Here is a 21,872-nt window from a genome sequence, read left to right on the forward strand (position 1 = left end):
CTTTTTCATATGTAAAGTAGTATAATAGAGTTAGGAATAAAGAGAACACTTAGAAGGAGAATCGCTATGTTACACAAAGAAAACTCAGACTACAATCGCGGTCAATTTGGTTTCTACAGTTTAGATGACCTTGTTCCTCAAGATCATCTCCTTCGTCAAATAGAGGAAGCTATTGACTTCTCTTTTATCTATGACTTAGTCGCAGATAGCTATAGCGATGATACGGGTCGTCCTAGTCTTGACCCTATTCTGCTCATTAAAATTCCAATCCTGCAGTGTCTCTTCGGCATTCGTTCCATGCGTCAAACTATTAAGGAAATTGAAGTCAACACTGCCTACCGTTGGTTTCTTGGTCTTCGACTGGATGATAAGGTGCCTCATTTCACTACCTACGGAAAGAATTATGTCCGTCGTTTCCAAGATAGACAGGTTATTGAAGGCATTTTCACCCATATCCTAGGGCTCTGTGTCAATGCAGGATTCATAGATCCGACAGAAATTTTCATTGACGGTACCCATATCAAGGCTGCGGCGAATAACCGTAAATTCATCAATCGAGAAGTTGAAAAGCAAGCTAAGTTTATGAGTGACCAGTTAGAAATTGAAATCAATAGAGACAGAGTGAAGCATGCAAAAAAGCCGCTAGGGCCCGCAAAAGAGCCGGAGCCCGTTGATAAGAAAATTTCTACAACCGACCCAGAAAGTGGTTGGTTTCATAAGGGAGATCATAAAGAAGTGTTCGCTTATACAGCTCAAGTTGCTTGTGACAAGCATGGTTGGGCTCTGGCTTATAGTGTGGAGGCTGGCAATGTCCATGACAGTCAGGCCTTTCCTGCACTCTTCGCCAAGCTCCAGCCCTTTCAACTTAGCTTTCTCGTTGCCGATTCTGGCTATAAGACCCCAAGTATCGCTCACTTCCTCCTAGAACAAGAGATTACTCCTGTTTTTCCTTACACTCGTCCGAAAGGGAAGAAGGGAAAACTGCGCTCAAAGGATTTTGTTTACGATGAATACTATGACTGTTATATCTGTCCTGAGAATCAGGTCCTGAACTATCGCACTACAACCAGGGAAGGTTATCGGGAATATAAGAGTGATCCAGCTATCTGTGCTACTTGTCCACTTCTATCAATTTGTACAGAAAGCAAGAACAAGCAGAAAGTGGTAACTCGACACATTTGGAAAGAGGCTTTAGAAACCTGTGAAGAGATTCGGCACAGGAAAGGCATGAAGGAGCTCTACCAGAAGCGGAAAGAAACCATTGAACGCCTCTTTGGGACAGCCAAAGAGTACCACAATCTTCGTTATACAAGAGAGAAAGGCAAGTCCAAAATGGAAGATAAGGTTGGACTGACTTTGGCGTGTTTAAATCTCAAGAAATTGGTAAAAATGAGGGCAGGGAAGCCTTTTTATATTGTACAAATAGCCACGATTCTGGCAAAAAGACGGACTATCAGACCAATAAACAGAAAAAGACAAACATCAAGCGAGATGTTTGTCTTCATTCTGAATCTTCCTCTAACTATATAAAGGAAGATTATTTTTTTTGAAAAAAATTTTATTAAGGTGCGGAAAAATGAGCCATAGTTCTACCTAATAAGGTAGGAGGGAAAAATCTCCACACATCATTAATCACATTTGGAGGGTGCATAATGCAATTTACCTTATCTCATTCTGGACAGACTGGGGTTCAGACAACCACGGTTTATCCCAATCAAGTAATTATTACTGATGAAATATCGCTACAAACTGTTGTGCAATTCGACCATGTGGCAGGGCTGTTTTTAAACAATACACGCTCAAATACCAATTTCATCCAGTCGGACGTTTTGGTCATGGATATTGATAATGACCATTCAGAAAATCCATATGAATGGATAACTGTAGAACGATTAAAAGAAATCTTTGCGGATTACAATTTTGCCTTGGTCACCAGTAGAAGTCATTTGAAGGCTAAAGGTGGCAAAGCACCTCGACCGAAGTTTCACATCTATTTTCAGATTGAAGAGGTAGCGGATAAAGACATCTATGTAGCAATGAAGGAAGAACTCTGTAATCAATACAAGTTTTTTGATGATAATGCCAAAGATGCGGCAAGGTTCTTCTTTGGAAATCCCAATGCGCAGGTTATATGGCATGATTCATGGCTAACTATTGATGAAGATTTGTTTCAAGTTGTTTCTATTGAAGACGAGGAAGATTTCGATGCAGATTTTTATACTCCGCCAAGAGGTCCAATCCAGCAAGGGAGTCGTAATTCAACGATGTCAGTTTTTGCTGCGAGAATTCTCAAACGGTTAGGTGTGACCCAAGAAGCTAGGGATGGTTTTGATGAGCAGGCACAGAAATGTGTACCGCCACTTGATAAAACAGAGTTAGATACCATCTGGGGAAGTGCAGTCAGATTCTACAATAGAACTATAAAAACATCCAAAGGCTACGTGGCTCCTGATGATTTTAATCGAGGCTCCTTGAAACCGGATGATTATTCTGACATTGGAGAAGCAGGAGTATTGGCTCGTGAGTTTGGTGATAAATTAGCCTATACCAATGCGACGGACTATCTTACGTTTAATGGGCAGTTTTGGAAAGAAGACAAGCAGTTAGCAATTGGAACTGTACTAGAATTCATGGACTTACAACTTGAAGAAGCTAGTGAACAGTATGAAACTGCCATTAAACAACTCGTTCAAACTGGTATTCCAGAAAGTATTGTTCGTGAGGGTGGGAAAGGCTTAGTGAAACTAATTGATTCACCAAATCAACAGATACTGCTCGCCAAATATCTTTCGGCAAAAGCATATTATCAATTCGTCATGAAACGTAGGGACTACCGTTACATTATGGCGACCCACAATACCGCCAAGCCTATGCTTGCAATTGACATCTCTGAACTGGATAAAAACGATATGTTACTAAATACTCCAGATGCAACCTATGACCTTAAGTGTGGCTTGTCTGGTAGTCAGGCACATTCTGCGACGGATTATCTGACAAAAATAACCACTGCAAGTCCAGGTAATCAAGGGATGGGGCTTTGGCAAGAGACTTTAGCGACCTTTTTTTGCGGAGACCAAGAACTAATTGACTATGTTCAGATGGTTGTCGGTATGGCAGCTATCGGTAAGGTCTATCAGGAACATATGATTATTGCCTATGGAGGTGGGGCAAACGGAAAATCAACATTTTGGAATACTATAGCTCGAGTGCTAGGTAGCTATTCTGGTAAACTATCCGCTGATGCTTTAACCATGTCTAACAAACGAAATGTTAAGCCTGAGATGGCCGAGCTAAAAGGAAAACGACTCATCATAGCATCAGAAATGGATGAAGGGATGCGTTTGAATACAGGGCTAGTTAAGCAACTTTGTTCGACTGATGAAATTTACGCTGAGAAGAAGTACAAGGATCCCTTCCATTTTGTTCCATCCCATACGCTGGTTCTTTACACCAACCATCTGCCAAAAGTCGGGGCGAACGATGATGGTATTTGGCGACGATTGATTGTCATCCCATTCAATGCCAAGATTACTGGCAAGTCAGATGTGAAAAACTTTGCGGACCATCTTTATGACAATGCGGCACCAGCCATCATATCCTGGATCATCGAAGGGGCTGAGAAGGCAATCAAAGCAAACTTTAAAACCAAACTACCGAAAGTTGTACAAGAATCTGTCAGAGCTTATCGAGAAGCCAACGATTGGCTAGGCCATTTTATTGAGGAGAATTGTGAGATAGTAAAAGGTCATCTCCAAAAATCAGGCGATTTATATTCAGCCTATCGTGCCTATGCATTACAGAATGGTGAGTATGTCAGAAGTACTACTGACTTTTACACGGCACTTGAATCGGCAGGCTACAATCGTCAGAGGACTAGTAAGTTTAATGCCATTGTTGGTTTGAAGCTTTTGGATGTCTTTCTAGACTAATGGAAGTCGTGTTGGACTTTGGAGAAAAGTCTGACATGTTATGGATTATGAAGTAAGGATGTTGGAGGTCATGGAACACAATAGGGCTTGATTGGCTATGTATCAGGTTTTATATATGAGTTCCACAACCAGCACTATTATTAGTTATGGAAGTAGTGATACTCTTTTCTATAACTTTTATAATGGGTTAATTATTAATATAAAAGCCCTATATAAAAAGTTACTGATTCGAGTTTACTAGACTTCCATTCTTTTTCTGACGAAAGGATTGTTTATGAGAGAAAGATTTGTAGAGCGGAAATTAGTAAGTGAAGTGAAAAAGCGTGGAGGCATTTGTCCTAAATGGGTATCGCCATCTTTTTCTGGTGTACCAGACAGGTTGGTGTTTTTACCAAAGGGTAAGTTTGGCTTGGTGGAAGTGAAGGCTCCAGACCTAAAGCCAAGGAAGTTACAAGTGTCAAGACATAAACTATTCGAGCGGTTAGGTTTCAAGGTTTATGTGATTGACCGCATTGAGATGATTGGAGAAGTACTAGATGAAATTGACATTACATAACTATCAGGTAGTCGCCAAGGACTTCATCATAGGTCACCCTTATGCAGCAGTCATCCTAGACATGGGGATGGGAAAAACAGCTACAACTTTGTCTGCAGTAAATGAGTTGATGTTTGACCGATTTGAGGTCACTAAGGTTTTGGTTATTGCCCCACTTCGAGTCGCAAATACTGTTTGGAGTGATGAGATTGAGCAATGGGCTGAGTTGCGTCACTTACGGTATTCGAAAATTGTTGGTACTTCCATGCAACGAAAAGTAGCGCTTCAGAAAGATGCGGATATCTATATCGTCAATCGTGAAAACCTACCTTGGCTGGTGGAACAATGTAGTCCCTATTTCAAGTGGGATATGGTAGTGATTGATGAATTGAGTTCTTTCAAGTCTTGGCAGTCCAAACGTTTCAAAGCCTTTATGGCTATGCGACCTTACATGAAACGTATCGTTGGGTTGACTGGAACACCAAGTTCAAACGGACTAATGGACTTGTTCGCAGAGTTTAAAGTCATTGACGGAGGAGAACGTCTTGGTCGATTCATCGGTGAGTTTCGTAGTCGCTACTTTGAAGAAGGACGTCGCAATGGAAACATTGTCTATGAATACATCCCCATGGATTATGCGGAGTGTCAAATTCAAGACAAGATTAGTGATATTACCATTTCCATGAAAGCATTAGACTATCTGGAGATGCCTGAACTGATTTCAACCAAGAAAATGGTTCGTATGACAGAAAAGGAAAAAGAAAAGTACAGTCAGTTTAAGAAAGAGTATGTATTGTCAGAGTTAGACGGACTAGAAGTAACTGCTACCAATGCTGCAAGCCTGACGAACAAGTTAGTTCAGTTGTCTAATGGTGCTGTATATTCTGATAATCATACGGTTGTGCTACTTCATGAACAAAAACTAGATGCCCTTGAAGATATCCTTGAATCCGCAAATGGAGAACCTGTCTTAGTTGCCTATTGGTTCAAACATGACTTGACTCGGATTATAGGTCGTTTAGAAAAACTCAAGGTAAAGTGTCGGGTATTGAAAACAGAAGAAGATATTCGTGAATGGAACAAGGGCAATGTACCAGTTGGCTTACTTCATCCAGCTGGAGCAGGTCATGGGTTGAACCTCCAAAAAGGTGGTCACAACTTGGTCTGGTTTGGTTTAACGTGGTCTTTGGAACTATACCAACAAACCAATGCTCGTCTGTGGCGACAAGGTCAGGAGGCTGAGACTGTTGTTATCCAACACATTGTAACTGAAGGAACGATTGATGAGGAAATTCTCAAGGCACTAGAAAACAAAGATGCACAACAAGAACGGCTGATTGCAGCTGTTAAAGCACAAGTAGGAGGAACAGATGGATAAGGTGGAATATATAGCTAAAAACTATCGTGACATGAAAATGAAGTTACATTTAGTTCAGGAGAAATTGCTCAACTATCGACCTATCTCAGAGAATAGTGTGATTCAGTCACTGGTATTTGAGAAGTCAGAGCATGAAAAGGTCAAGAAAAGTAAAAACCATGGTCGTAGTGAGCTGATTTCTCTTAGTTTTAGAGAAAAACAAGAACAAGAAAATCAAGAGTACCTTAGTAGTTTGCTTAATACCTACTACTGCTTAAAAATGGATCTTTACTACTTTGAGTTCGTTATGGAGCTAATACCTGAGGATTTGAAGCCATTATCCAAGGATTTAATTTACTTAGGCAAGAGTTGGACTGAACTAGAAGAGATTTATGAAATCAGTCATTCAACACTTGCTTATCGTAGGCGTAAGATTCTAAAACAATTACGCAAGTGTTATCGTTGGACTTCAAAAAGTCTTGAACTTAAGGTGGAAGATTATCACATCCCTATCTAGTGATGGTTGAGTGCACTAAATTGGTACTAAATTAGCACTAAATTTGTACTGGTTTAGTACTGATTTTCAACCTAGACATGTGATATACTTAAGATGTCAAAAAAGATAAAAATCTCCCTCAAATGACTGGATATTCTTTGGCTGATAGGGTAATATACACCTAGAAAAACCAAAGGAGAATAACCATGTGGACTGACGGACGGATTGATTATCAGGGACAAAAAGTGGATTACATTGCCAAGGTTAGTCCCCAACCTTCAGAAGTTGGAATTGACCTTGGATGTATTTTCAAATTAGATATTGAAGTAGCTGAAGAAACAATCGTTTCTTACGACAGAGGATGGGAACTCTATCCTGAAACAGAAGAACGTGAAGCCATTCTTGAGGCGGTTTTGATGGTTTTAACTGTTTAAAATATCTTTAAATTTATGCAGAAATGACTGGATATATCTCCTTTTTAGAGTTAATATGTACACAACAAAAGAAGAGGAGAACAATACCATGACAAAGCGTCAACAAGAAAAACTCAACGCCCTTTTAACAGAAATTGCAAAAGAAGAACTTTTTGTAGAAACCTTGGAAAAACGTTGGAGCGACAATCTTGACTTCTACGATGTTTCGGTATGGGGTATCAAAAGAGCATTGGAGAGAGCCTACGAAGCAGGCCAAAAATCAGTAAAATAAAGTAAAGCCTAGCCTCATAAAGGTTGGGCTTTTTGCGTGGAGGAATTATGATTATTTCTAGTGAACAAGTTTCAGTTGGACACCCAGATAAAATCTGTGATCAGATTTCAGATGCCATTTTGACGGAGTGTCTAAAGTATGACAAATCAAGTCGAGTGGCAGTTGAGACTTTAATCAAGGATAACCAAGTTGTGGTAGCTGGTGAAATTTCAACTAGACATTACTTTAATCTCGAGAACATTGTTCGTCAGGTTGTCGAGCCACTTGGTATGAAAAATGTTCGGGTAACTAACCTACTTGGACTCCAAAGCTCAGATATTGCACAAGGAGTAGATAATGGAGGTGCTGGTGATCAAGGAATGATGTTTGGTTATGCGACAGACGAAACACCTGAGTACCTGCCACTTCCTTATGTTCTAGCAACCCGAGTCCTTGAGAAACTGATGTCACTTGGTCATCCCTTACTTGGAAAGGATGCTAAGGCACAGGTATCCTACGACTATGAGAAGAAACGGATTGATACCTTTTTAGTTTCCATCCAACATATCGAAACGGCTGACCTTGCCAAAGTGAAACGAATTGTGACTGAAGCCATGATGTCAGTTGCTCTGCGTTACCATCAGAATCTAGATTTCAACGTTCTAGTCAATCCAACTGGACGTTTTGTTCTTGGTGGCTCATTTGCGGATGCAGGAATTACTGGTCGAAAAATTGTGGCGGATACATATGGTGGTTTCGCACATCATGGTGGAGGTGCTTTCTCTGGAAAAGACCCAAGCAAGGTTGACCGCTCAGCAGCATACATGGCACGAAAGATTGCTAAGGATATTGTTCGTGAAGGGTATGCGAAACGATGTGAAGTACAATTAGCCTACGCCATTGGAGTTGCAGAACCTGTGTCGGTGTATGTAGAAACCTTTGGTACCAGTCGCTACACCACAAAACAACTGGAAGGAATGATTCGTGAGCGATATGATTTAACACCACGAGGTATCATTAAGGAACTTCATCTCTTGAATGTAGACTACACCAAAACATCTTGCTTCGGACATTTCACGAAAGAAAATCTTCCTTGGGAGAAGTAAAATGCCAAGAAGACCAAGCACACCTTGTAAACAAAATGGTTGTCCTAACTTAGTATCCTATGGTCACAAGTATTGTGACAACCATAAGGGAAACCATCAACTGGATGCCAAGTCAACCAAAGCCAAAGGATACAATGCCCAGTGGAATAAAGCACGACTTCGTTACTTAAAAGTTCATCCACTCTGTGTTGAATGTAAAGTCAAAGGTCGATTAACCAAAGCAACAGTGGTTGACCATATCACACCCCACCGAGGTGACCAAGAACTCTTTTGGAATCAATCAAACTGGCAAGCACTTTGTAAGTCTTGTCATGATAGGAAGACCATGACGACTGACCGATATGTGGAGTATACGTATCGATTTTAGTCTTGGAGTTTCGTTACAATAGTATCCAATTTTTAACCCTTTGGGGGAGGGGGGATGGAATCTCTAAACCCTTGGGAGACTAAGACCGACGCCCCCTCAAACGTGCAATTTCGCAAAATTCGCAAGCGGGTACATTAAAATCGCTCAATTATTACGTTCGTTCCCACCGTTATCACGTTTCTAATGTGGGGATGTAGCGTTCCAAAGTATGTCATTTTGGTAATAAAATAGTGAAAAAGGCTAGAAACAATGTAGAAAATAGTTGTTTTTAGTCCTTTTTTGCTGGAAAGGAAAACAAATGGACGAAAGTCAACGCAAACAAATCTGGAAAATGCGAGCAGAAGGTCTTGGCTATGGCTTAATCGGTAAGGCTACAGGACTGTCTAGAGATTCTGTTAAAAAATACTGTAAACGAAATCCAGCATTGCTTGGTCATGGTGCTGCGACAAAGCAGATGGCAAAAGCCGACCAGAATGATGGACTTCGCTGCCAACAGTGTTATCAGCTACTATCAATCCAAAAAACTGGAAGACCAAAGAAGTTCTGTTCGGATAAGTGTCGTAAGGTTTGGTGGACCACTCATTCTGACGAACACGATAAATCAAAAACCGCATATGAAGATTTGACTTGCCAACAATGTGGTAGGTTATTTTTATCTTATGCCAATCCAAATAGAAAATATTGTAGCCATTCGTGTTACATTCAATCACGATTTTATAAAGGAGAAACCAATGACAAGTCAACCAACAATGGAAATTAGAGAGATTCGATTATCTGAACTACACCCAGCCTCTTACAATCCTCGAAAAAAACTCAAAAAGGGTGACAAGGAGTATGAAAAGATTAAGCAAAGCCTACTCAAGTTTGGCTACGTTGACCCCATCATCTTCAATAAAGATTTGACGGTTATTGGTGGCCATCAACGATTAACTGTATTGAAGGACTTAGACTATGAAACTGCCAAATGTGTCATTGTCGATTTATCCAAGGAAGATGAAAAGGCCTTAAACATTGCCCTTAATAAAATCACCGGTCAATGGGATGACCAGCTTTTGGCGGACTTGCTTTTGGATTTACAGGAGTCAGATTTCAATCTCGACCTGACTGGTTTTGAACCACCAGAAATTGACGATATCCTATCAAATGTCCATGATAAAGACCTATCAGATGATGACTTTGATGTTGAAGAGGAATTGAAGAAACCGACCTTTTCAAAACGAGGTGACATTTGGCAACTTGGTAAACACCGAGTGATTTGTGGTGACTCCACTAAGGCAGAAACCTACGACCAACTTTTAGGTGATAAGAAAGTCAATCTTGTTGTGACAGATCCGCCGTATAATTGCGATGTTGAAAAGACGGCAGGTAAAATTCAAAATGACAATATGGGTGATTCTGAATTTTATCAGTTTCTTTTAGCTATGTTTACTCAAGTTGAGAACCACATGGAAGCTGACGCCTCAATCTACGTATTTCATGCGGATACGGAAGGATTGAACTTCCGTAAGGCATTTAAGGATGCTGGTTTTTATCTCAGTGGATGTTGTATTTGGAAGAAGAACTCATTAGTGCTTGGACGTAGTCCTTATCAATGGCGACATGAGCCAGTCTTATACGGGTGGCGTCAAAAAGGCAAACACCAATGGTTCAGTGACCGTAAACAGACGACCATTTGGGAATACGACCGTCCTAAGTCCAGCAAAGACCATCCAACCATGAAGCCGATTCAGCTCATGGCTTACCCTATTCAAAATTCATCCATGAGAGGGACTTTGGTATTGGATCCTTTCCTTGGGTCTGGGTCAACCCTCATTGCGGCAGACCAGACAGGACGTATCTGTTATGGGATTGAACTTGATGAGAAGTTTGTGGATGTCATTGTGAAACGCTACATGGAAGCAACGGACAATACAGATGTGACGGTAGTCCGTGAAGGTCAATCAATCAGTTATGAAGAAGCAGTGAAACAGTTAGGGGGGATGTAATGTCTAATGTTCACTATTCATTTATTGGTTCAATTGGTATAGGAACTTTGAAAGATGGCACTCAATTTAGGTTTGATAGAGACAGATTCTCACTTATAGAAGATATTAACTTCTACCGAAATAAAAATGACGATGAAGATGCAAAGTCGTACATTATTTGTGCGAAAGGCAAATATCTTCATCGTTATTTATTTGGTCATCGCCATGGATATGAAATCGACCACATTAATCTAGATACCTTTGATAATCGTTCTGAGAATATTCGTTTTTGTACGCATCAACAAAACCAAATAAATCAAGGTCTACAATCAAATAATACTTCTGGAGTAACAGGGGTTAGTTATTATAAACCAAGACAAAAATATCGTGCCAGAATCAAAATCTCTCAACGTGATATTCACCTGGGTTATTATGATACATTCCTAGAGGCAACCCAAGCTAGGAATGTTGGCATTGAATTGTTGTTTGGTGAGTACGGTCGTTATAACAAAGTTCCTGAAGTACCAAACTGGATTCGTAATAAAGTTGAGAAAATATGTAGGAATTATAAGTCATTCGCTTTAACAAATTATAGGGAGGAGACGGTATGAGCCTAACCTTTCTTGATTTCTTTGCAGGAGTGGGTGGCTTTCGTCGTGGTTTGGAATTAGCTGGTTTCAAATGTATCGGTTACTGTGAAAAGGATAAGTTTGCAAGAAAATCTTACGAAGCAATGTACGACACGAAAGGAGAATGGTTTCATGACGACATCACAAGCATTGACCAAACACAACTTCCAAAAGCAGATCTCTGGTGTGCGGGAAGCCCTTGTCAAAATGTGTCTATCGCAGGAAAGCGAGCAGGCCTATACGGTGAGCGAAGTGGACTCTTTTTTACATTTGTTGACCTCCTCCAAATCCAAGAGGAAGAAGATAAACCCGAGTGGATACTCCTTGAAAATGTTAAGGGACTTTTATCAAGTGGCGGGGGACGAGATTATCTCGACTATCTCTCTATCTTGGATGAAGCAGGGTACGACCTTGAGTGGCAAGTGTTCAATTCAAAAGACTACGGAGTTCCCCAAAATCGAGAACGCATCTACACTCTCGGACATCTTAGAAGTAGAGGTCGACGAAAAGTACTACCTATCAGCGGAGAAAGCGGTAGCCATCTTAAGCAACTTGTAGGTGGTATGCAAAGCTATCGTGTCTACGACCCGAGTGGAATTGCCACAACCCTTGTTGGTGCGGGTGGTGGACTGGGAGCTAAGACAGGTCTTTATCTTATTGACCAATCTTTGACAGAACCAAAGTTGACAGATGAGGCACGATGTATCACCGCACGATATACTGCTGGAGCTACAAAGCGGACTGCGATGAATTCTGGAGTACTCGAAATTCAACCTATTCTGACACCCAATCGTATCAATAAGCGTCAAAATGGACGTAGGCTCAAGAAACAGGATGAGCCAATGTTCACATTGACCTCTCAAGACCGCCATGGTGTTCTTGAAGGAATCAAGGTCAGAAATGGTACGAAGCAAGGTTATCAAGTTGCTGAGGTAGGTGATTCAGTGGATTTATCTTATCCCAACTCTCCAACGAGACGAGCAAGAGTTGGGAAAGGAATCGCCCATAACCTATCCTGCGGTGGTCAAATGGGTGCTGTGGTTTGGAATGATCGAGTGGTGAAAATTGGACGTTTAACCCCTAGAGAATGTTTTCGGCTACAAGGATTTTCGGATGATTTGTTCGAAAAAGCCCAAGCAGTAAACTCCGATGCCCAACTGTATAAACAAGCTGGAAATGGAGTGACGGTAATAGTTGTCTATGCTATTGGATGTGCCATTCTAGGAAGTGAAAAATAGTCGAAAATATCTTCAAAATAATCTATAAATGACTGGATATAAGTCTCCTTTAGAGTTAATATGTACACAACAAAAGAAGAGGAGAACAAAACCATGACAACAACACTTGAAAAACTCTATGAAATCTACCCAACAACTGCAAGTATCATTCCTTACAAGGAATGGGTTATAGTTGCATCCAAAGGAAACAAAAAAACAGTAGTTGAGATTTACGAAATCGTTGATAGCCTTGAAGAATTTGAATTATTTGAATGCCGACTTAACCGAATATACAAGGAATCAATAATTGTTACGGATCTTGGTCACGCTGTCAAGTGGGCATTCGATATATTTGGAGAATAACATGGACGCAAAAATTTTCAACAACCTAAAGACAATCTATCCGGTTGGTACAAAGGTTAGATTAGTAAAAATGGATGATCCACATCCAGTTCCTAAAGGAACACTTGGTACAGTTATTGGAGTGGATGACATTGGTTCACTCTTAGTTAAGTGGGAAAACGGCAGTTGTCTGAATGTTTTGTATGGAATAGATATCGTGGAAAAGGTAAAGTAAGATGTGGGAAATAATGACTCGAACGGTTGGTGATAGGCATTACGTTTGTGAATTTCTCCGTGAAGATACCACAGACCCGAGAAATATAGACGGTGCTTGGATTAGAATTCTGACAATAAAACGTGATGGTGAATATATCTACCAATATAGATATGGGAACGAAATAGATAACATGGACGATATTGACAGAACTGTCTGTCAGGCTGTACTTGATAACTTTAATGAACTTTAAGAAAGAACTCGAATTGAGTTCTTTTTCTTGCTCTAAAGGAGGTGAGATTTTGGCAATCAGGGGGCGAAAACCAAAGCCTACGAATATGAAAATACTTGAGGGAAATCCTAGTAAGAGACCACTTCCTATGAATGAAGTCAAACCCAAACAAAAAGCCCCACGTTGCCCGCAGTGGCTTGAAGATGATGCAAAGAAGGAGTGGAAACGGATGGGAAAAATTCTCGAACAGATGGGAATTTTGACCGAAATGGACATGACTGCATTTGCAGGATATTGTCAAGCTTACGCACGCTGGAAAGAGGCGGAAGAGTTTCTTACCAAGCATGGCTCCATTATCAAAACCCCGAATGGTTATCTGCAACAAGTCCCTCAAGTCTCTATCAGCCAGACTAACTTAAAAATCATGCTTAAATTCTGTGAACAGTTTGGTTTAACACCATCAGCACGTAACCGTTTAGCGACGATGGATGCGGAAGTTGGTACTGGCGATGAAATGGAAGATTTGTTAGGAGGAATTTTATGAGCTATCATTATGAACCAAGTCCATTCATGCTTCCGACTTCTCACTATGATAAGGCAAAAGCTGATAGGGCAGTAACATTTATCAATAACCTCTCCCATACCAAAGGCAAGTGGGCAGGAAAGCGATTTGATTTGTTGCCGTGGCAGGAACAGATTGTCCGTGACCTATTTGGAATTGTCAAGGAAGATGGCAACCGGCAATTTCTAACAGCTTATATAGAAATTCCAAAGAAGAATGGTAAGTCCGAGCTAGCAGCAGCTATCGCTCTTTATCTACTATATGCGGATAATGAAGCCAGTGCAGAAGTTTATGGTGCGGCTTGTGACCGTAACCAAGCGTCAATCGTGTTTGATGTAGCTAAGCAGATGGTGCAGATGAGTCGCCCCTTGGAAAAGCGTTCTAAGATAATGGGTGCTACCAAACGTATTGTAAATTATTCTAACGCTGGGTTTTACCAAGTTCTTTCTGCAGAGACTGGGACAAAACATGGACTTAACGTATCTGGCTTGGTCTTTGATGAAATCCACGCTCAGCCTAATCGTCATTTGTATGATGTATTGACCAAGGGGTCAGGAGACGCAAGGGAACAACCCCTCTTTTTTATTATCACAACAGCTGGAACGGATAGAAACTCTATCTGTTATGAGTTACATACCAAAGCATTAGATATTCTGAATGATAGAAAGAAGGACACGTCATTCTATCCAGTGGTTTATGGTTTATCTGATGAAGATGATTGGAATGATGAAGCCAACTGGCTCAAAGCCAACCCTTCACTTGGGCATACAATTGGGATTGATCGTGTAAGAGAAGCCTACCAACAAGCACTTGATAATCCTGCAGAAGAGAATGTCTTTAAGCAGCTCCGTCTAAATATGTGGACAAGTTCAAGTGTTGCTTGGATTCCAGAACATGTTTATGCGAAGGGAAATGATCCTATTCAATATGATAGCCTCAAAGGGCGTAGCTGTTATGCTGGTTTAGACCTTTCTAGTACATCAGATATAACGACTTTTGTCTTGGTGTTCCCTCCTAGATTTGAAGAGGAGAATTATATCGTTCTGCCATTTTTCTGGCTACCTGAGGATACATTGGAGCTTAGATGTCGACGTGACCATGTTCTATATGATGTTTGGGAGTGTCAGGGATACATCAAAACTACAGAGGGTAATGTCGTTCACTATGGTTTTATCGAAAAGTTTATTGAAGACTTATCGGAAATCTATCATATTAAGGAAATAGCCTATGACCGTTGGAATGCGACACAAATGGTTCAGAATCTAGAAGGAATGGGCTTGACCATGGTGCCTTTCGGTCAGGGATACAAGGATATGAGTCCACCATCAAAGGAACTCTATAAACTTATGATGGAAGGCAAGATTCAACATGGTGGGCATCCAGTTCTGAAATGGATGGGACAAAACGTAGTCATGAGACAAGACCCAGCTGGCAATATCAAGCCTGATAAGGAAAAGTCAGTCGAGAAAATTGATGGTATTGTAGCACTCATTATGGGACTGGACCGTTGTATTCGTCATCAAAGCGATGAAGGAAGTGTGTATGATGAACGTGGAATATTGAGTTTTTAGTTGAATTTAAAAGGTAAGCATGATAGAATGTATTTACAAATCATCTTTACAATGAGGTAAGAACTATGGCAAGCACACAGCCCGTCAACTTTAGAGCAGATTCAACTTTTTATAAACAAACTAAAGAAATTTTAGCAGATGAAAAGCTGACTCTGTCTGATATCTTCAATGCTGCTCTTCGTAAAATTGCGACTGGAGCAGTTGATCCCAAAGAGTTCGTAAACAGTGATTTACAAGAGACGCAGTATCAAGTTGCTTTTGAAGACTTGAAAAAGGAAATTCTAATTGGCCATCAAGAAATTGAGCAAGGGAAACTAACATCTTTAGCTGATGTGAGAAAGGAATTTGGTCTTGAATAATCATAAACGATACCATGTTTCCCTTACGGATCAAGCCAAAAGGGACTTAGGAGGGATTCATGACTATATTTTACATAATTTCTATAGTCAACAATCTGCCGACAGCAAACTAGACCTTATCCTAACTGCACTTGAAACTCTAGAGACCTTTCCTGAAGCATGTCCTTTGGTGTCTAGTCGTGGTTACGGGGAATTGACAGATGATGGCAAACGGTACCGATATATGCCAATCGAGAATTATCTAGCTTTTTATTACATTGATAACCATGAGGTTTATGTTGCAAGGATTTTGAACTCTAAGCAAAATTGGGCTAAATTATTCAATAAATAACGGCCATTTTTCTATGCGAAAATTAAGGAAAAGGTATTCTCAGTGGTTATAAAAAATAATATTCCCATAAATAAATCTGATGACTGTTATTGTCTATTAGATATGGAACAGGCAACACCTACAGTTGTTGAACAATCAACATTGGATGATGTTACAACTTCGGTTTTTTCACGCCATATTGATGCTTTTAGAGAGTTGGCAAAATAGGAATGTTGACTATTGCACAGAACAGTAAATTGTAATGATGTTAGTTGAAATTTCATATCACAATTCAATGCATCTCCAAAGGGGAGGTGCTTTTTTCGTACTCAAAAGGAGGAACTATGGGACTACTAGATTTATTGGGACGTAAGCGGGCTAGAGATAAACCACGAAATAGTTATGAAGGTCAGGACTTTTCATATCTGTTTGGACGAACGACCAGTGGGGAGAATGTGGATGAGTTTAAAGCTATGCAGACAACAGCTGTTTATGCTTGTGTCCGCATCTTAGCTGAAGCAGTTGCTTCACTACCCATTCATGTTTATGAGAGAACGGCAACTGGAAAGGAGAAGAAGGTGGAACATCCCCTTTATTTTCTCTTACATGATGAACCTAACCATGAGATGTCATCTTTTGTCTTTAGAGAAACCTTGATGACCCATCTATTGATATGGGGCAATGCCTATGTCCAGATTATCCGAGATAGGAGTGGACAGGTAATCAGTCTTTACCCACTCTTACCAGATAAGATGTCTGTTCATCGGGACGAAAGTGGAAAGCTCTATTACAAATACAAGCGTCAGTCAGAAGAAAATCCTAACTTTAAGGAAAAGGGAGATGCTATCTTAAGAGCAGAAGATGTTCTTCATGTACCTGGTCTTGGTTTTGATGGCTTGATAGGTTATTCTCCAATTGCCCTTGCTAAAAATGCTATCGGTATGACATTGGCTACGGAAAACTATGGGGCATCATTCTTTAAAAATGGTGCAAATCCAGGTGGTGTTTTGGAACATCCAGGTATTCTCAAGGATCCCAAACGAGTGAGAGATTCATGGAATGCAGTCTACAATGGGGTAACCAATGCCCATAAAGTGGCAGTTCTTGAGGAAGGGATGAAATACACTCAAATAGGCATTCCACCTGAAGAAGCCCAGTTTCTCCAAACTAGAAAATTCCAAATTAATGAAATTGCAAGGCTCTACCGCATTCCACCTCATATGGTTGGTGACTTGGAGAAATCCTCATTTTCAAACATTGAGCAACAATCTCTAGAATTTGTTAAATATACCTTAGACCCCTGGGTAGTTCGTCTCGAACAGGCTTTCAAGAGGTCTCTTTTTTTACCCGAAGAAAAGAAATCCTACTTTGTGAAGTTTAATGTGGATGGTCTTCTTCGTGGTGATTATCAGAGTCGAATGAATGGTTATGCGATTGGGAGACAAAATGGCTGGCTGTCGACAAATGATATACGTGAACTTGAGGACTTGAATCTCCTTTCAGATGAGGAAGGAGGTAATCTATACTTGATAAATGGAAACATGACGAAACTGAAGGATGCAGGTGGCTTTATGAAACAAGCACCGTTAGAACAAGAAACCCAATCTGAGGAGGAATTGGATGCATAAGTTTTGGAATTTTACAGAAGATGATAGTGGTCGAACACTTCGTATTGAAGGACAGATTGCTGATGAGACGTGGTTTGGCGATGAAGTCACGCCACAAGTATTTAAAAATGATTTACATGCAGGAAGTGGAGACATCACCCTCTGGATTAATAGTCCAGGGGGTGATGTTTTTGCGGCTGCTCAAATCTATAACATGTTGATGGATTACAAAGGTGATGTCCATGTAGTGATTGATGGCTTAGCCGCAAGTGCTGCTAGTGTCATTGCCATGGCAGGTACAACGGTTTCTATGAGTCCGGTTGCCATGATGATGATTCACAACCCTTGGACTGTGGCACAAGGTGAAGCTAAGGATATGCAGAAGGTCATTGAAATGTTGGGCGAAATCAAGGAATCCATCATCAATGCCTATGAATTAAGAACAGGACTTTCAAGAACCAAGCTATCACACCTCATGGACTCAGAGTCTTGGTTCAATGCCAAAAAGGCTGTTGAACTGGGCTTTGCGGACAAGATTCTCTTTGACAAGCAAGGGGAACACGGAATGGATATTGAGAGTTATTCTTTCAGTCGAACTGCTGCCCAACAAGATTTACTTGTCAAAATGCAGGCGAAACTTGGAGTCCAACAACCAAAGAAAACAATCCCGATCAATCAGTTGGAAAAACGATTGAATTTGCTCAAATAACGAAAGGAAAATGAACTGATGTCTAAATTACTAGAATTGAAAGAAAAACGTAACCAAGCTTGGCAACAAGCAAAAACCTTCCTTGATTCTGTTCGAACAGAAGATGGACTTGTATCTGAGGAAGATTCCAAACGCTATGATGATATGGAAGCAAAAATCAACCTCTATAATCAAGAAATTGCTCGGTTGGAGCGACAAGAAAAGATTGACCTTGAACTTGCTCAACCAACCTCACAGGCTCTAATTGGGCAGCCCACTACAGTTCTGAATGACAAGACTACTGAAGAGGAAAAGAAGGGTGTGGCTTCAGATAGCTATGCCAAGACTTTTTGGACAAGTGTCCGTAAGCGTCACTTCTTTGATGTCAAAGATGTCCTTCGAGTTGGGGAAGATACCGAAGGTGGTCATCTGGTTCCTGATGAGTATGAGAAGAAACTAGTTCAAGGATTACAAGAAGAGAATTTCTTCCGTAGCCTTGCGACTGTTATCAGAACATCTAGTGGTGAACGTAAGATCCCTGTTGTGACAGGACACGGTTCAGCCTCATGGATGGATGAAAATGGTCTCTATCCTGAAACAGAAGAAACCTTTGGTCAGGTGACACTAGACTCTCATAAGATTGGGACTGCCATTCGTATTTCAGAAGAGTTGCTAAACGATTCAGTCTTTGACCTTGAATCCTATATGACAGCTGAATTTGCTCGTCGTATTGGAACGGAAGAAGAAAAGGCATTCTTGATTGGAGATGGTTCTAAGAAACCGACAGGTATCTTTACTCAGGCAGAAGTTACAGGTCCAATGACTGCTACAAAGGATATTACCTTTGATGACATGATTGAACTGTATCATTCTCTACCTGCACCCTATCGTAAGAACGCAGTTTGGATTTTACATGATACAACTGTCAAGGCTATCCGTAAACTAAAGGACAACAATGGTAATTACATTTGGCAGCCATCCACTCAAGTTGGACAACCAGATTTGATTCTAAATCGTCCATACTATACATCAACCTTTGCCCCACTTCCTGAAGCAGGAAACAAGGCCATTGCATTTGGTGATTTCTCATATTATTGGATTGCGGACCGTCAGGGTCGCACCTTCAAACGTCTGAACGAACTCTATGCCAATAATGGACAGATTGGCTTTCTTGCTTCACAACGTGTTGATGGCAAGTTAGTCCTACCTGAAGCCGTGAAGACACTAACAGTAAAGGCTAAGTAGTCATGGTTAGTTTAGCAGAAGCAAAACAGTATCTCAAAGTGGAACACGATGATGAGGATGGACTGATTGAGCAGTTGCTTGAAACCAGTAAACAACTCTGTGAAGATATTCTGCGTCAATCGACGTATTCAGATGTTCTAAAGACGGCAATCCTATATGGGGTTACCTATCTTTATGAACACAGAGAAGATGCCAATCATAAGGAGTTGAAAGTGACCCTCTATCATTTGTTGTTGGCTGAACGAAAGGATGTGTTCTGATGAAGATTGCACCGTTGAGGGAACGCTTGTCATTTCAGATTCGACAGATTGTTCAAGATGAGATTGGCAATGAAACTTCGACATGGATACCTTTATTTGACCGGTGGTGCTCTTGTCGTCCTCTCACCTTGACCGAAAGGGATGGGAGTGTGACGAAACTGGAACAAGAGAAAGTCCAGTTCACCCTCAGGTATGAAAAGGCAATTCTTGGACTTTATTCCTTAACGACTCGTATTCAATTTCGGGGACAAACCTATGAGATTGAGTCTATTGATGGAGATACAGTGCCACGACAACTGATTTACATCGTCGCCATTAGGGAGGAGAGTTATGACTAGAATTGAACTAGATGCACTAGAAACTGCCATCGCAAATGAGCTGGCGGAGTTTGTAGTGGGTACCACAGAGGTGATGCGTGAAGTTGTAGAGGAAGTCACTGAGGAATCCATCGAAACCTTGAAAGCAACGTCACCTAGAAAGAGTGGATCTTATGCCAAAGGGTGGAAGAGTAAAGCGACGATTGATACCAGTACAGGTCTAACCAAGACCATTCATAATCGAACACCAGGCCTGACGCATCTATTAGAAAATGGTCATGCCAAAAGCTTTGGTGGGCGAGTTGAGGGGATAAAGCATATCGCACCTGTTGAGAAACAAGCGATACAATCCTTAGAAGAAAAGCTGAGAAAGCGAGTGTGATAGGACATGTTACTGAGCGAATTGTACGCCATTCTCAAAGAATTACAGTTTCCTCTTGCCTACCATCATTTTGAGGAGGGGAGTCGTCCAAGACCACCGTATCTAGTTTATTTGGTAACTGATTCAGAAAATCATGGTGCAGACAATTGGACCTATCATAAGCAGAATAACCTGCTAGTGGAACTCTATACTACTAAGAAAGATTTGGCGACTGAGCAAAAGGTGGAGTCATTATTTGACAGCCACCTTATTTATTATGAAAAAGTAGAGACCTATATCTCATCTGAGAAACTCTACCAAATAACCTATTACATCACATTACATGGAGGATAATATGGCTGAAAAGAATAAGGTCACCTTTGGACTACAAGATGTCCATTGGGCAGAAGTTACAAGCGAAGGTTCTGATGGTACGTTGACATACGGCAATGTAGAACGACTTCGTGGTGCTGCAGAATTAACCCTTGAACCAACTGGTGATAAGGGTTCTTATAAGGCAGACAATATCAATTTTTATACAACGGAGTCAAACGATGGTTACGAAGGAACACTAAAAGTTGCTCTTCTAACGCAGGAATTTTTGACTCGAGTCCTTGGAGAGCAGTTGGATGCGACGACAAATACCATTTCAGAAATCGCAAACAGCGAAAAGAAAAATTTTGCGTTGATGTTCCGTTTTGAAGGGGATAAAAAAGAAACATTACACGTTTTGTATTATTGTTACGCATCTCGTCCGACTGTTGGTTCAAAAACCAAGTCTGGTTCAGATATCAATGAGGTAGAGTTGACCTTTACTGCCAGTCCTCGCCCTCTTGATAAGGTTGTACGTCGACGAACAACGGAGGAAACGAGTGATGAGATTCGTCAAAACTGGTTCAAGGCAGTTTTTGAACCTCGTAAGTAAGGGAGATGGCCATGAGAGAAAGTATTACCATAGCAGGCACGACCTACGAGTTAGCAACCAATGCCTATACTCCAATTGCTTATAAAGAGCAGTTTGGTAAGGACTATTTTCAAGATTTATTCTCGATGGTCAATAGTCAAGCAATCTTGGCAAAACTTGACCAGTTAGAAGATGGAGAGGAATTACAGGCACATCATATTGATGTTTCTATTCTGTCTGATTTCGATATGACATTTTTCCATCGAATCTTTTGGGTCTTTGCGAAGTCAGCCAATCCACGAGTGAAACCATTTGTGGATTTTTATATGGAGATGAAAGAATTTCCAGTGCAGGAAGTAGCCCCTGTCTTGATGAATATGTTGAAACAAGGGATGTCCACTAGAAAAAAGCAGATGAAACAGAAACAGCGAGTGAAGAAATCTTCACAGTAGAGAGTTATTTCTCCTGTTGTAAGGAGACTGGTCTGACCATTGACGATTTAAAACATATCTCTATTGGGATGGCACTTGACTACCAAACGGACTATGTGGAGATGCGTACTCGAGAAACTTCTCAAACACGCCGGGCAACTCAAGCTGATTTTGATAATTTCTGA

General features: G+C 40.7%; 28 protein-coding genes. All 28 read left to right on the forward strand.

Going from position 1 to position 21,872, the window contains the following annotated elements:
• Nucleotides 1-66: 66 nt before the first annotated feature.
• The 28 genes from NQZ91_00945 (at nt 67) to NQZ91_01080 (ending at nt 21,708) form a co-directional block, all read left to right on the forward strand.
• The gene (locus NQZ91_00945; protein UUM57977.1) at nt 67-1,530 is read left to right on the forward strand and encodes an IS1182 family transposase; all 1,464 of its coding nucleotides are present in this window, start codon (nt 67-69) and stop codon (nt 1,528-1,530) included.
• A gap of 122 nt (nt 1,531-1,652) precedes the next feature.
• Nucleotides 1,653-3,929 carry a phage/plasmid primase, P4 family gene (locus tag NQZ91_00950; protein UUM57978.1) on the forward strand — a complete coding sequence of 759 codons (2,277 nt, stop codon included), beginning with the start codon at nt 1,653-1,655 and terminating at the stop codon, nt 3,927-3,929.
• Between the two features lie 274 nt (nt 3,930-4,203).
• The gene (locus NQZ91_00955) at nt 4,204-4,485 is read left to right on the forward strand and encodes a VRR-NUC domain-containing protein (GenBank protein UUM57979.1); all 282 of its coding nucleotides are present in this window, start codon (nt 4,204-4,206) and stop codon (nt 4,483-4,485) included.
• Nucleotides 4,466-5,842 (forward strand): DEAD/DEAH box helicase, encoded by a 1,377-nt coding sequence (locus NQZ91_00960; protein UUM57980.1) that lies wholly within the window; start codon nt 4,466-4,468, stop codon nt 5,840-5,842. The genes NQZ91_00955 and NQZ91_00960 overlap by 20 nt, the downstream gene beginning before the upstream one ends.
• The gene (locus tag NQZ91_00965) at nt 5,835-6,338 is read left to right on the forward strand and encodes a hypothetical protein (GenBank protein ID UUM57981.1); all 504 of its coding nucleotides are present in this window, start codon (nt 5,835-5,837) and stop codon (nt 6,336-6,338) included. The genes NQZ91_00960 and NQZ91_00965 overlap by 8 nt, the downstream gene beginning before the upstream one ends.
• A 185-nt stretch (nt 6,339-6,523) precedes the next feature.
• Complete coding sequence (locus NQZ91_00970; GenBank protein UUM57982.1) at nt 6,524-6,751, forward strand: hypothetical protein; 228 nt, start codon at nt 6,524-6,526, stop codon at nt 6,749-6,751.
• An 88-nt stretch (nt 6,752-6,839) separates the two neighbouring features.
• Nucleotides 6,840-7,022, forward strand: a complete 183-nt coding sequence (locus NQZ91_00975; protein ID UUM57983.1) for a hypothetical protein — start codon at nt 6,840-6,842, stop codon at nt 7,020-7,022.
• Between the two features lie 47 nt (nt 7,023-7,069).
• Nucleotides 7,070-8,107, forward strand: coding sequence for a methionine adenosyltransferase (gene metK / locus NQZ91_00980; GenBank protein UUM57984.1), 1,038 nt, complete (start codon nt 7,070-7,072; stop codon nt 8,105-8,107).
• A gap of 1 nt (nt 8,108) precedes the next feature.
• Complete coding sequence (locus NQZ91_00985; GenBank protein ID UUM57985.1) at nt 8,109-8,474, forward strand: HNH endonuclease; 366 nt, start codon at nt 8,109-8,111, stop codon at nt 8,472-8,474.
• 298 nt (nt 8,475-8,772) lie between these two features.
• Nucleotides 8,773-9,234: a helix-turn-helix domain-containing protein gene (locus tag NQZ91_00990; GenBank protein UUM57986.1), complete on the forward strand. Its 462-nt coding sequence runs from the start codon at nt 8,773-8,775 to the stop codon at nt 9,232-9,234.
• Complete coding sequence (locus NQZ91_00995) at nt 9,206-10,459, forward strand: site-specific DNA-methyltransferase (protein UUM57987.1); 1,254 nt, start codon at nt 9,206-9,208, stop codon at nt 10,457-10,459. Before NQZ91_00990 ends, NQZ91_00995 begins: the two co-directional genes overlap by 29 nt.
• Nucleotides 10,459-11,049 (forward strand): HNH endonuclease, encoded by a 591-nt coding sequence (locus NQZ91_01000; GenBank protein ID UUM57988.1) that lies wholly within the window; start codon nt 10,459-10,461, stop codon nt 11,047-11,049. Before NQZ91_00995 ends, NQZ91_01000 begins: the two co-directional genes overlap by 1 nt.
• On the forward strand, nt 11,046-12,305 hold the full coding sequence (gene dcm / locus NQZ91_01005) for a DNA (cytosine-5-)-methyltransferase (GenBank protein ID UUM57989.1): 1,260 nt from the start codon (nt 11,046-11,048) through the stop codon (nt 12,303-12,305). The genes NQZ91_01000 and dcm overlap by 4 nt, the downstream gene beginning before the upstream one ends.
• Before the next feature lie 93 nt (nt 12,306-12,398).
• Nucleotides 12,399-12,647, forward strand: coding sequence for a hypothetical protein (locus NQZ91_01010; GenBank protein UUM58791.1), 249 nt, complete (start codon nt 12,399-12,401; stop codon nt 12,645-12,647).
• Between the two features lies 1 nt (nt 12,648).
• Entirely contained in the window at nt 12,649-12,861 is a 213-nt protein-coding gene (locus NQZ91_01015) for a DUF4314 domain-containing protein (protein ID UUM57990.1), read from the forward strand.
• A 281-nt stretch (nt 12,862-13,142) separates the two neighbouring features.
• Entirely contained in the window at nt 13,143-13,616 is a 474-nt protein-coding gene (locus NQZ91_01020; protein ID UUM58792.1) for a phage terminase small subunit P27 family, read from the forward strand.
• Nucleotides 13,613-15,205 carry a terminase large subunit gene (locus tag NQZ91_01025; GenBank protein ID UUM57991.1) on the forward strand — a complete coding sequence of 531 codons (1,593 nt, stop codon included), beginning with the start codon at nt 13,613-13,615 and terminating at the stop codon, nt 15,203-15,205. The genes NQZ91_01020 and NQZ91_01025 overlap by 4 nt, the downstream gene beginning before the upstream one ends.
• A gap of 65 nt (nt 15,206-15,270) precedes the next feature.
• Nucleotides 15,271-15,564, forward strand: a complete 294-nt coding sequence (locus tag NQZ91_01030) for an antitoxin (protein ID UUM57992.1) — start codon at nt 15,271-15,273, stop codon at nt 15,562-15,564.
• A complete protein-coding gene (locus tag NQZ91_01035; GenBank protein ID UUM57993.1) occupies nt 15,557-15,895 on the forward strand; it encodes a type II toxin-antitoxin system RelE/ParE family toxin in 339 nt (112 codons plus the stop codon). Before NQZ91_01030 ends, NQZ91_01035 begins: the two co-directional genes overlap by 8 nt.
• A 323-nt stretch (nt 15,896-16,218) precedes the next feature.
• Nucleotides 16,219-17,502 carry a phage portal protein gene (locus NQZ91_01040; protein UUM57994.1) on the forward strand — a complete coding sequence of 428 codons (1,284 nt, stop codon included), beginning with the start codon at nt 16,219-16,221 and terminating at the stop codon, nt 17,500-17,502.
• Nucleotides 17,495-18,190 (forward strand): Clp protease ClpP, encoded by a 696-nt coding sequence (locus NQZ91_01045; GenBank protein UUM57995.1) that lies wholly within the window; start codon nt 17,495-17,497, stop codon nt 18,188-18,190. Before NQZ91_01040 ends, NQZ91_01045 begins: the two co-directional genes overlap by 8 nt.
• An 18-nt stretch (nt 18,191-18,208) precedes the next feature.
• Complete coding sequence (locus tag NQZ91_01050) at nt 18,209-19,414, forward strand: phage major capsid protein (protein ID UUM57996.1); 1,206 nt, start codon at nt 18,209-18,211, stop codon at nt 19,412-19,414.
• 2 nt (nt 19,415-19,416) lie between these two features.
• A complete protein-coding gene (locus tag NQZ91_01055) occupies nt 19,417-19,674 on the forward strand; it encodes a head-tail connector protein (protein ID UUM57997.1) in 258 nt (85 codons plus the stop codon).
• Nucleotides 19,674-20,012 carry a phage head closure protein gene (locus tag NQZ91_01060; protein UUM57998.1) on the forward strand — a complete coding sequence of 113 codons (339 nt, stop codon included), beginning with the start codon at nt 19,674-19,676 and terminating at the stop codon, nt 20,010-20,012. The genes NQZ91_01055 and NQZ91_01060 overlap by 1 nt, the downstream gene beginning before the upstream one ends.
• Nucleotides 20,005-20,373, forward strand: a complete 369-nt coding sequence (locus tag NQZ91_01065; protein ID UUM57999.1) for an HK97 gp10 family phage protein — start codon at nt 20,005-20,007, stop codon at nt 20,371-20,373. Before NQZ91_01060 ends, NQZ91_01065 begins: the two co-directional genes overlap by 8 nt.
• 6 nt (nt 20,374-20,379) lie before the next feature.
• Nucleotides 20,380-20,706 (forward strand): hypothetical protein, encoded by a 327-nt coding sequence (locus tag NQZ91_01070; GenBank protein UUM58000.1) that lies wholly within the window; start codon nt 20,380-20,382, stop codon nt 20,704-20,706.
• Nucleotide 20,707: 1 nt separating this feature from the next.
• Nucleotides 20,708-21,277: a phage tail protein gene (locus NQZ91_01075; GenBank protein UUM58001.1), complete on the forward strand. Its 570-nt coding sequence runs from the start codon at nt 20,708-20,710 to the stop codon at nt 21,275-21,277.
• Between the two features lie 11 nt (nt 21,278-21,288).
• Complete coding sequence (locus NQZ91_01080; protein ID UUM58002.1) at nt 21,289-21,708, forward strand: hypothetical protein; 420 nt, start codon at nt 21,289-21,291, stop codon at nt 21,706-21,708.
• The last annotated feature ends 164 nt before the right edge of the window (nt 21,709-21,872 follow it).

The sequence above is a fragment of the Streptococcus suis genome, assembly GCA_024583055.1.
In the GTDB taxonomy this organism is placed as follows: domain Bacteria; phylum Bacillota; class Bacilli; order Lactobacillales; family Streptococcaceae; genus Streptococcus; species Streptococcus suis_V.

Coding starts and splice junctions, on each gene's coding strand:
- NQZ91_00945 (UUM57977.1), top strand. CDS start 67: ATGTTACACAAAGAAAACTCAGACTACAATCGCGGTCAATTTGGTTTC.
- NQZ91_00950 (UUM57978.1), top strand. CDS start 1,653: ATGCAATTTACCTTATCTCATTCTGGACAGACTGGGGTTCAGACAACC.
- NQZ91_00955 (UUM57979.1), top strand. CDS start 4,204: ATGAGAGAAAGATTTGTAGAGCGGAAATTAGTAAGTGAAGTGAAAAAG.
- NQZ91_00960 (UUM57980.1), top strand. CDS start 4,466: ATGAAATTGACATTACATAACTATCAGGTAGTCGCCAAGGACTTCATC.
- NQZ91_00965 (UUM57981.1), top strand. CDS start 5,835: ATGGATAAGGTGGAATATATAGCTAAAAACTATCGTGACATGAAAATG.
- NQZ91_00970 (UUM57982.1), top strand. CDS start 6,524: ATGTGGACTGACGGACGGATTGATTATCAGGGACAAAAAGTGGATTAC.
- NQZ91_00975 (UUM57983.1), top strand. CDS start 6,840: ATGACAAAGCGTCAACAAGAAAAACTCAACGCCCTTTTAACAGAAATT.
- metK (UUM57984.1), top strand. CDS start 7,070: ATGATTATTTCTAGTGAACAAGTTTCAGTTGGACACCCAGATAAAATC.
- NQZ91_00985 (UUM57985.1), top strand. CDS start 8,109: ATGCCAAGAAGACCAAGCACACCTTGTAAACAAAATGGTTGTCCTAAC.
- NQZ91_00990 (UUM57986.1), top strand. CDS start 8,773: ATGGACGAAAGTCAACGCAAACAAATCTGGAAAATGCGAGCAGAAGGT.
- NQZ91_00995 (UUM57987.1), top strand. CDS start 9,206: ATGACAAGTCAACCAACAATGGAAATTAGAGAGATTCGATTATCTGAA.
- NQZ91_01000 (UUM57988.1), top strand. CDS start 10,459: ATGTCTAATGTTCACTATTCATTTATTGGTTCAATTGGTATAGGAACT.
- dcm (UUM57989.1), top strand. CDS start 11,046: ATGAGCCTAACCTTTCTTGATTTCTTTGCAGGAGTGGGTGGCTTTCGT.
- NQZ91_01010 (UUM58791.1), top strand. CDS start 12,399: ATGACAACAACACTTGAAAAACTCTATGAAATCTACCCAACAACTGCA.
- NQZ91_01015 (UUM57990.1), top strand. CDS start 12,649: ATGGACGCAAAAATTTTCAACAACCTAAAGACAATCTATCCGGTTGGT.
- NQZ91_01025 (UUM57991.1), top strand. CDS start 13,613: ATGAGCTATCATTATGAACCAAGTCCATTCATGCTTCCGACTTCTCAC.
- NQZ91_01030 (UUM57992.1), top strand. CDS start 15,271: ATGGCAAGCACACAGCCCGTCAACTTTAGAGCAGATTCAACTTTTTAT.
- NQZ91_01040 (UUM57994.1), top strand. CDS start 16,219: ATGGGACTACTAGATTTATTGGGACGTAAGCGGGCTAGAGATAAACCA.
- NQZ91_01045 (UUM57995.1), top strand. CDS start 17,495: ATGCATAAGTTTTGGAATTTTACAGAAGATGATAGTGGTCGAACACTT.
- NQZ91_01050 (UUM57996.1), top strand. CDS start 18,209: ATGTCTAAATTACTAGAATTGAAAGAAAAACGTAACCAAGCTTGGCAA.
- NQZ91_01055 (UUM57997.1), top strand. CDS start 19,417: ATGGTTAGTTTAGCAGAAGCAAAACAGTATCTCAAAGTGGAACACGAT.
- NQZ91_01060 (UUM57998.1), top strand. CDS start 19,674: ATGAAGATTGCACCGTTGAGGGAACGCTTGTCATTTCAGATTCGACAG.
- NQZ91_01065 (UUM57999.1), top strand. CDS start 20,005: ATGACTAGAATTGAACTAGATGCACTAGAAACTGCCATCGCAAATGAG.
- NQZ91_01070 (UUM58000.1), top strand. CDS start 20,380: ATGTTACTGAGCGAATTGTACGCCATTCTCAAAGAATTACAGTTTCCT.
- NQZ91_01075 (UUM58001.1), top strand. CDS start 20,708: ATGGCTGAAAAGAATAAGGTCACCTTTGGACTACAAGATGTCCATTGG.
- NQZ91_01080 (UUM58002.1), top strand. CDS start 21,289: ATGAGAGAAAGTATTACCATAGCAGGCACGACCTACGAGTTAGCAACC.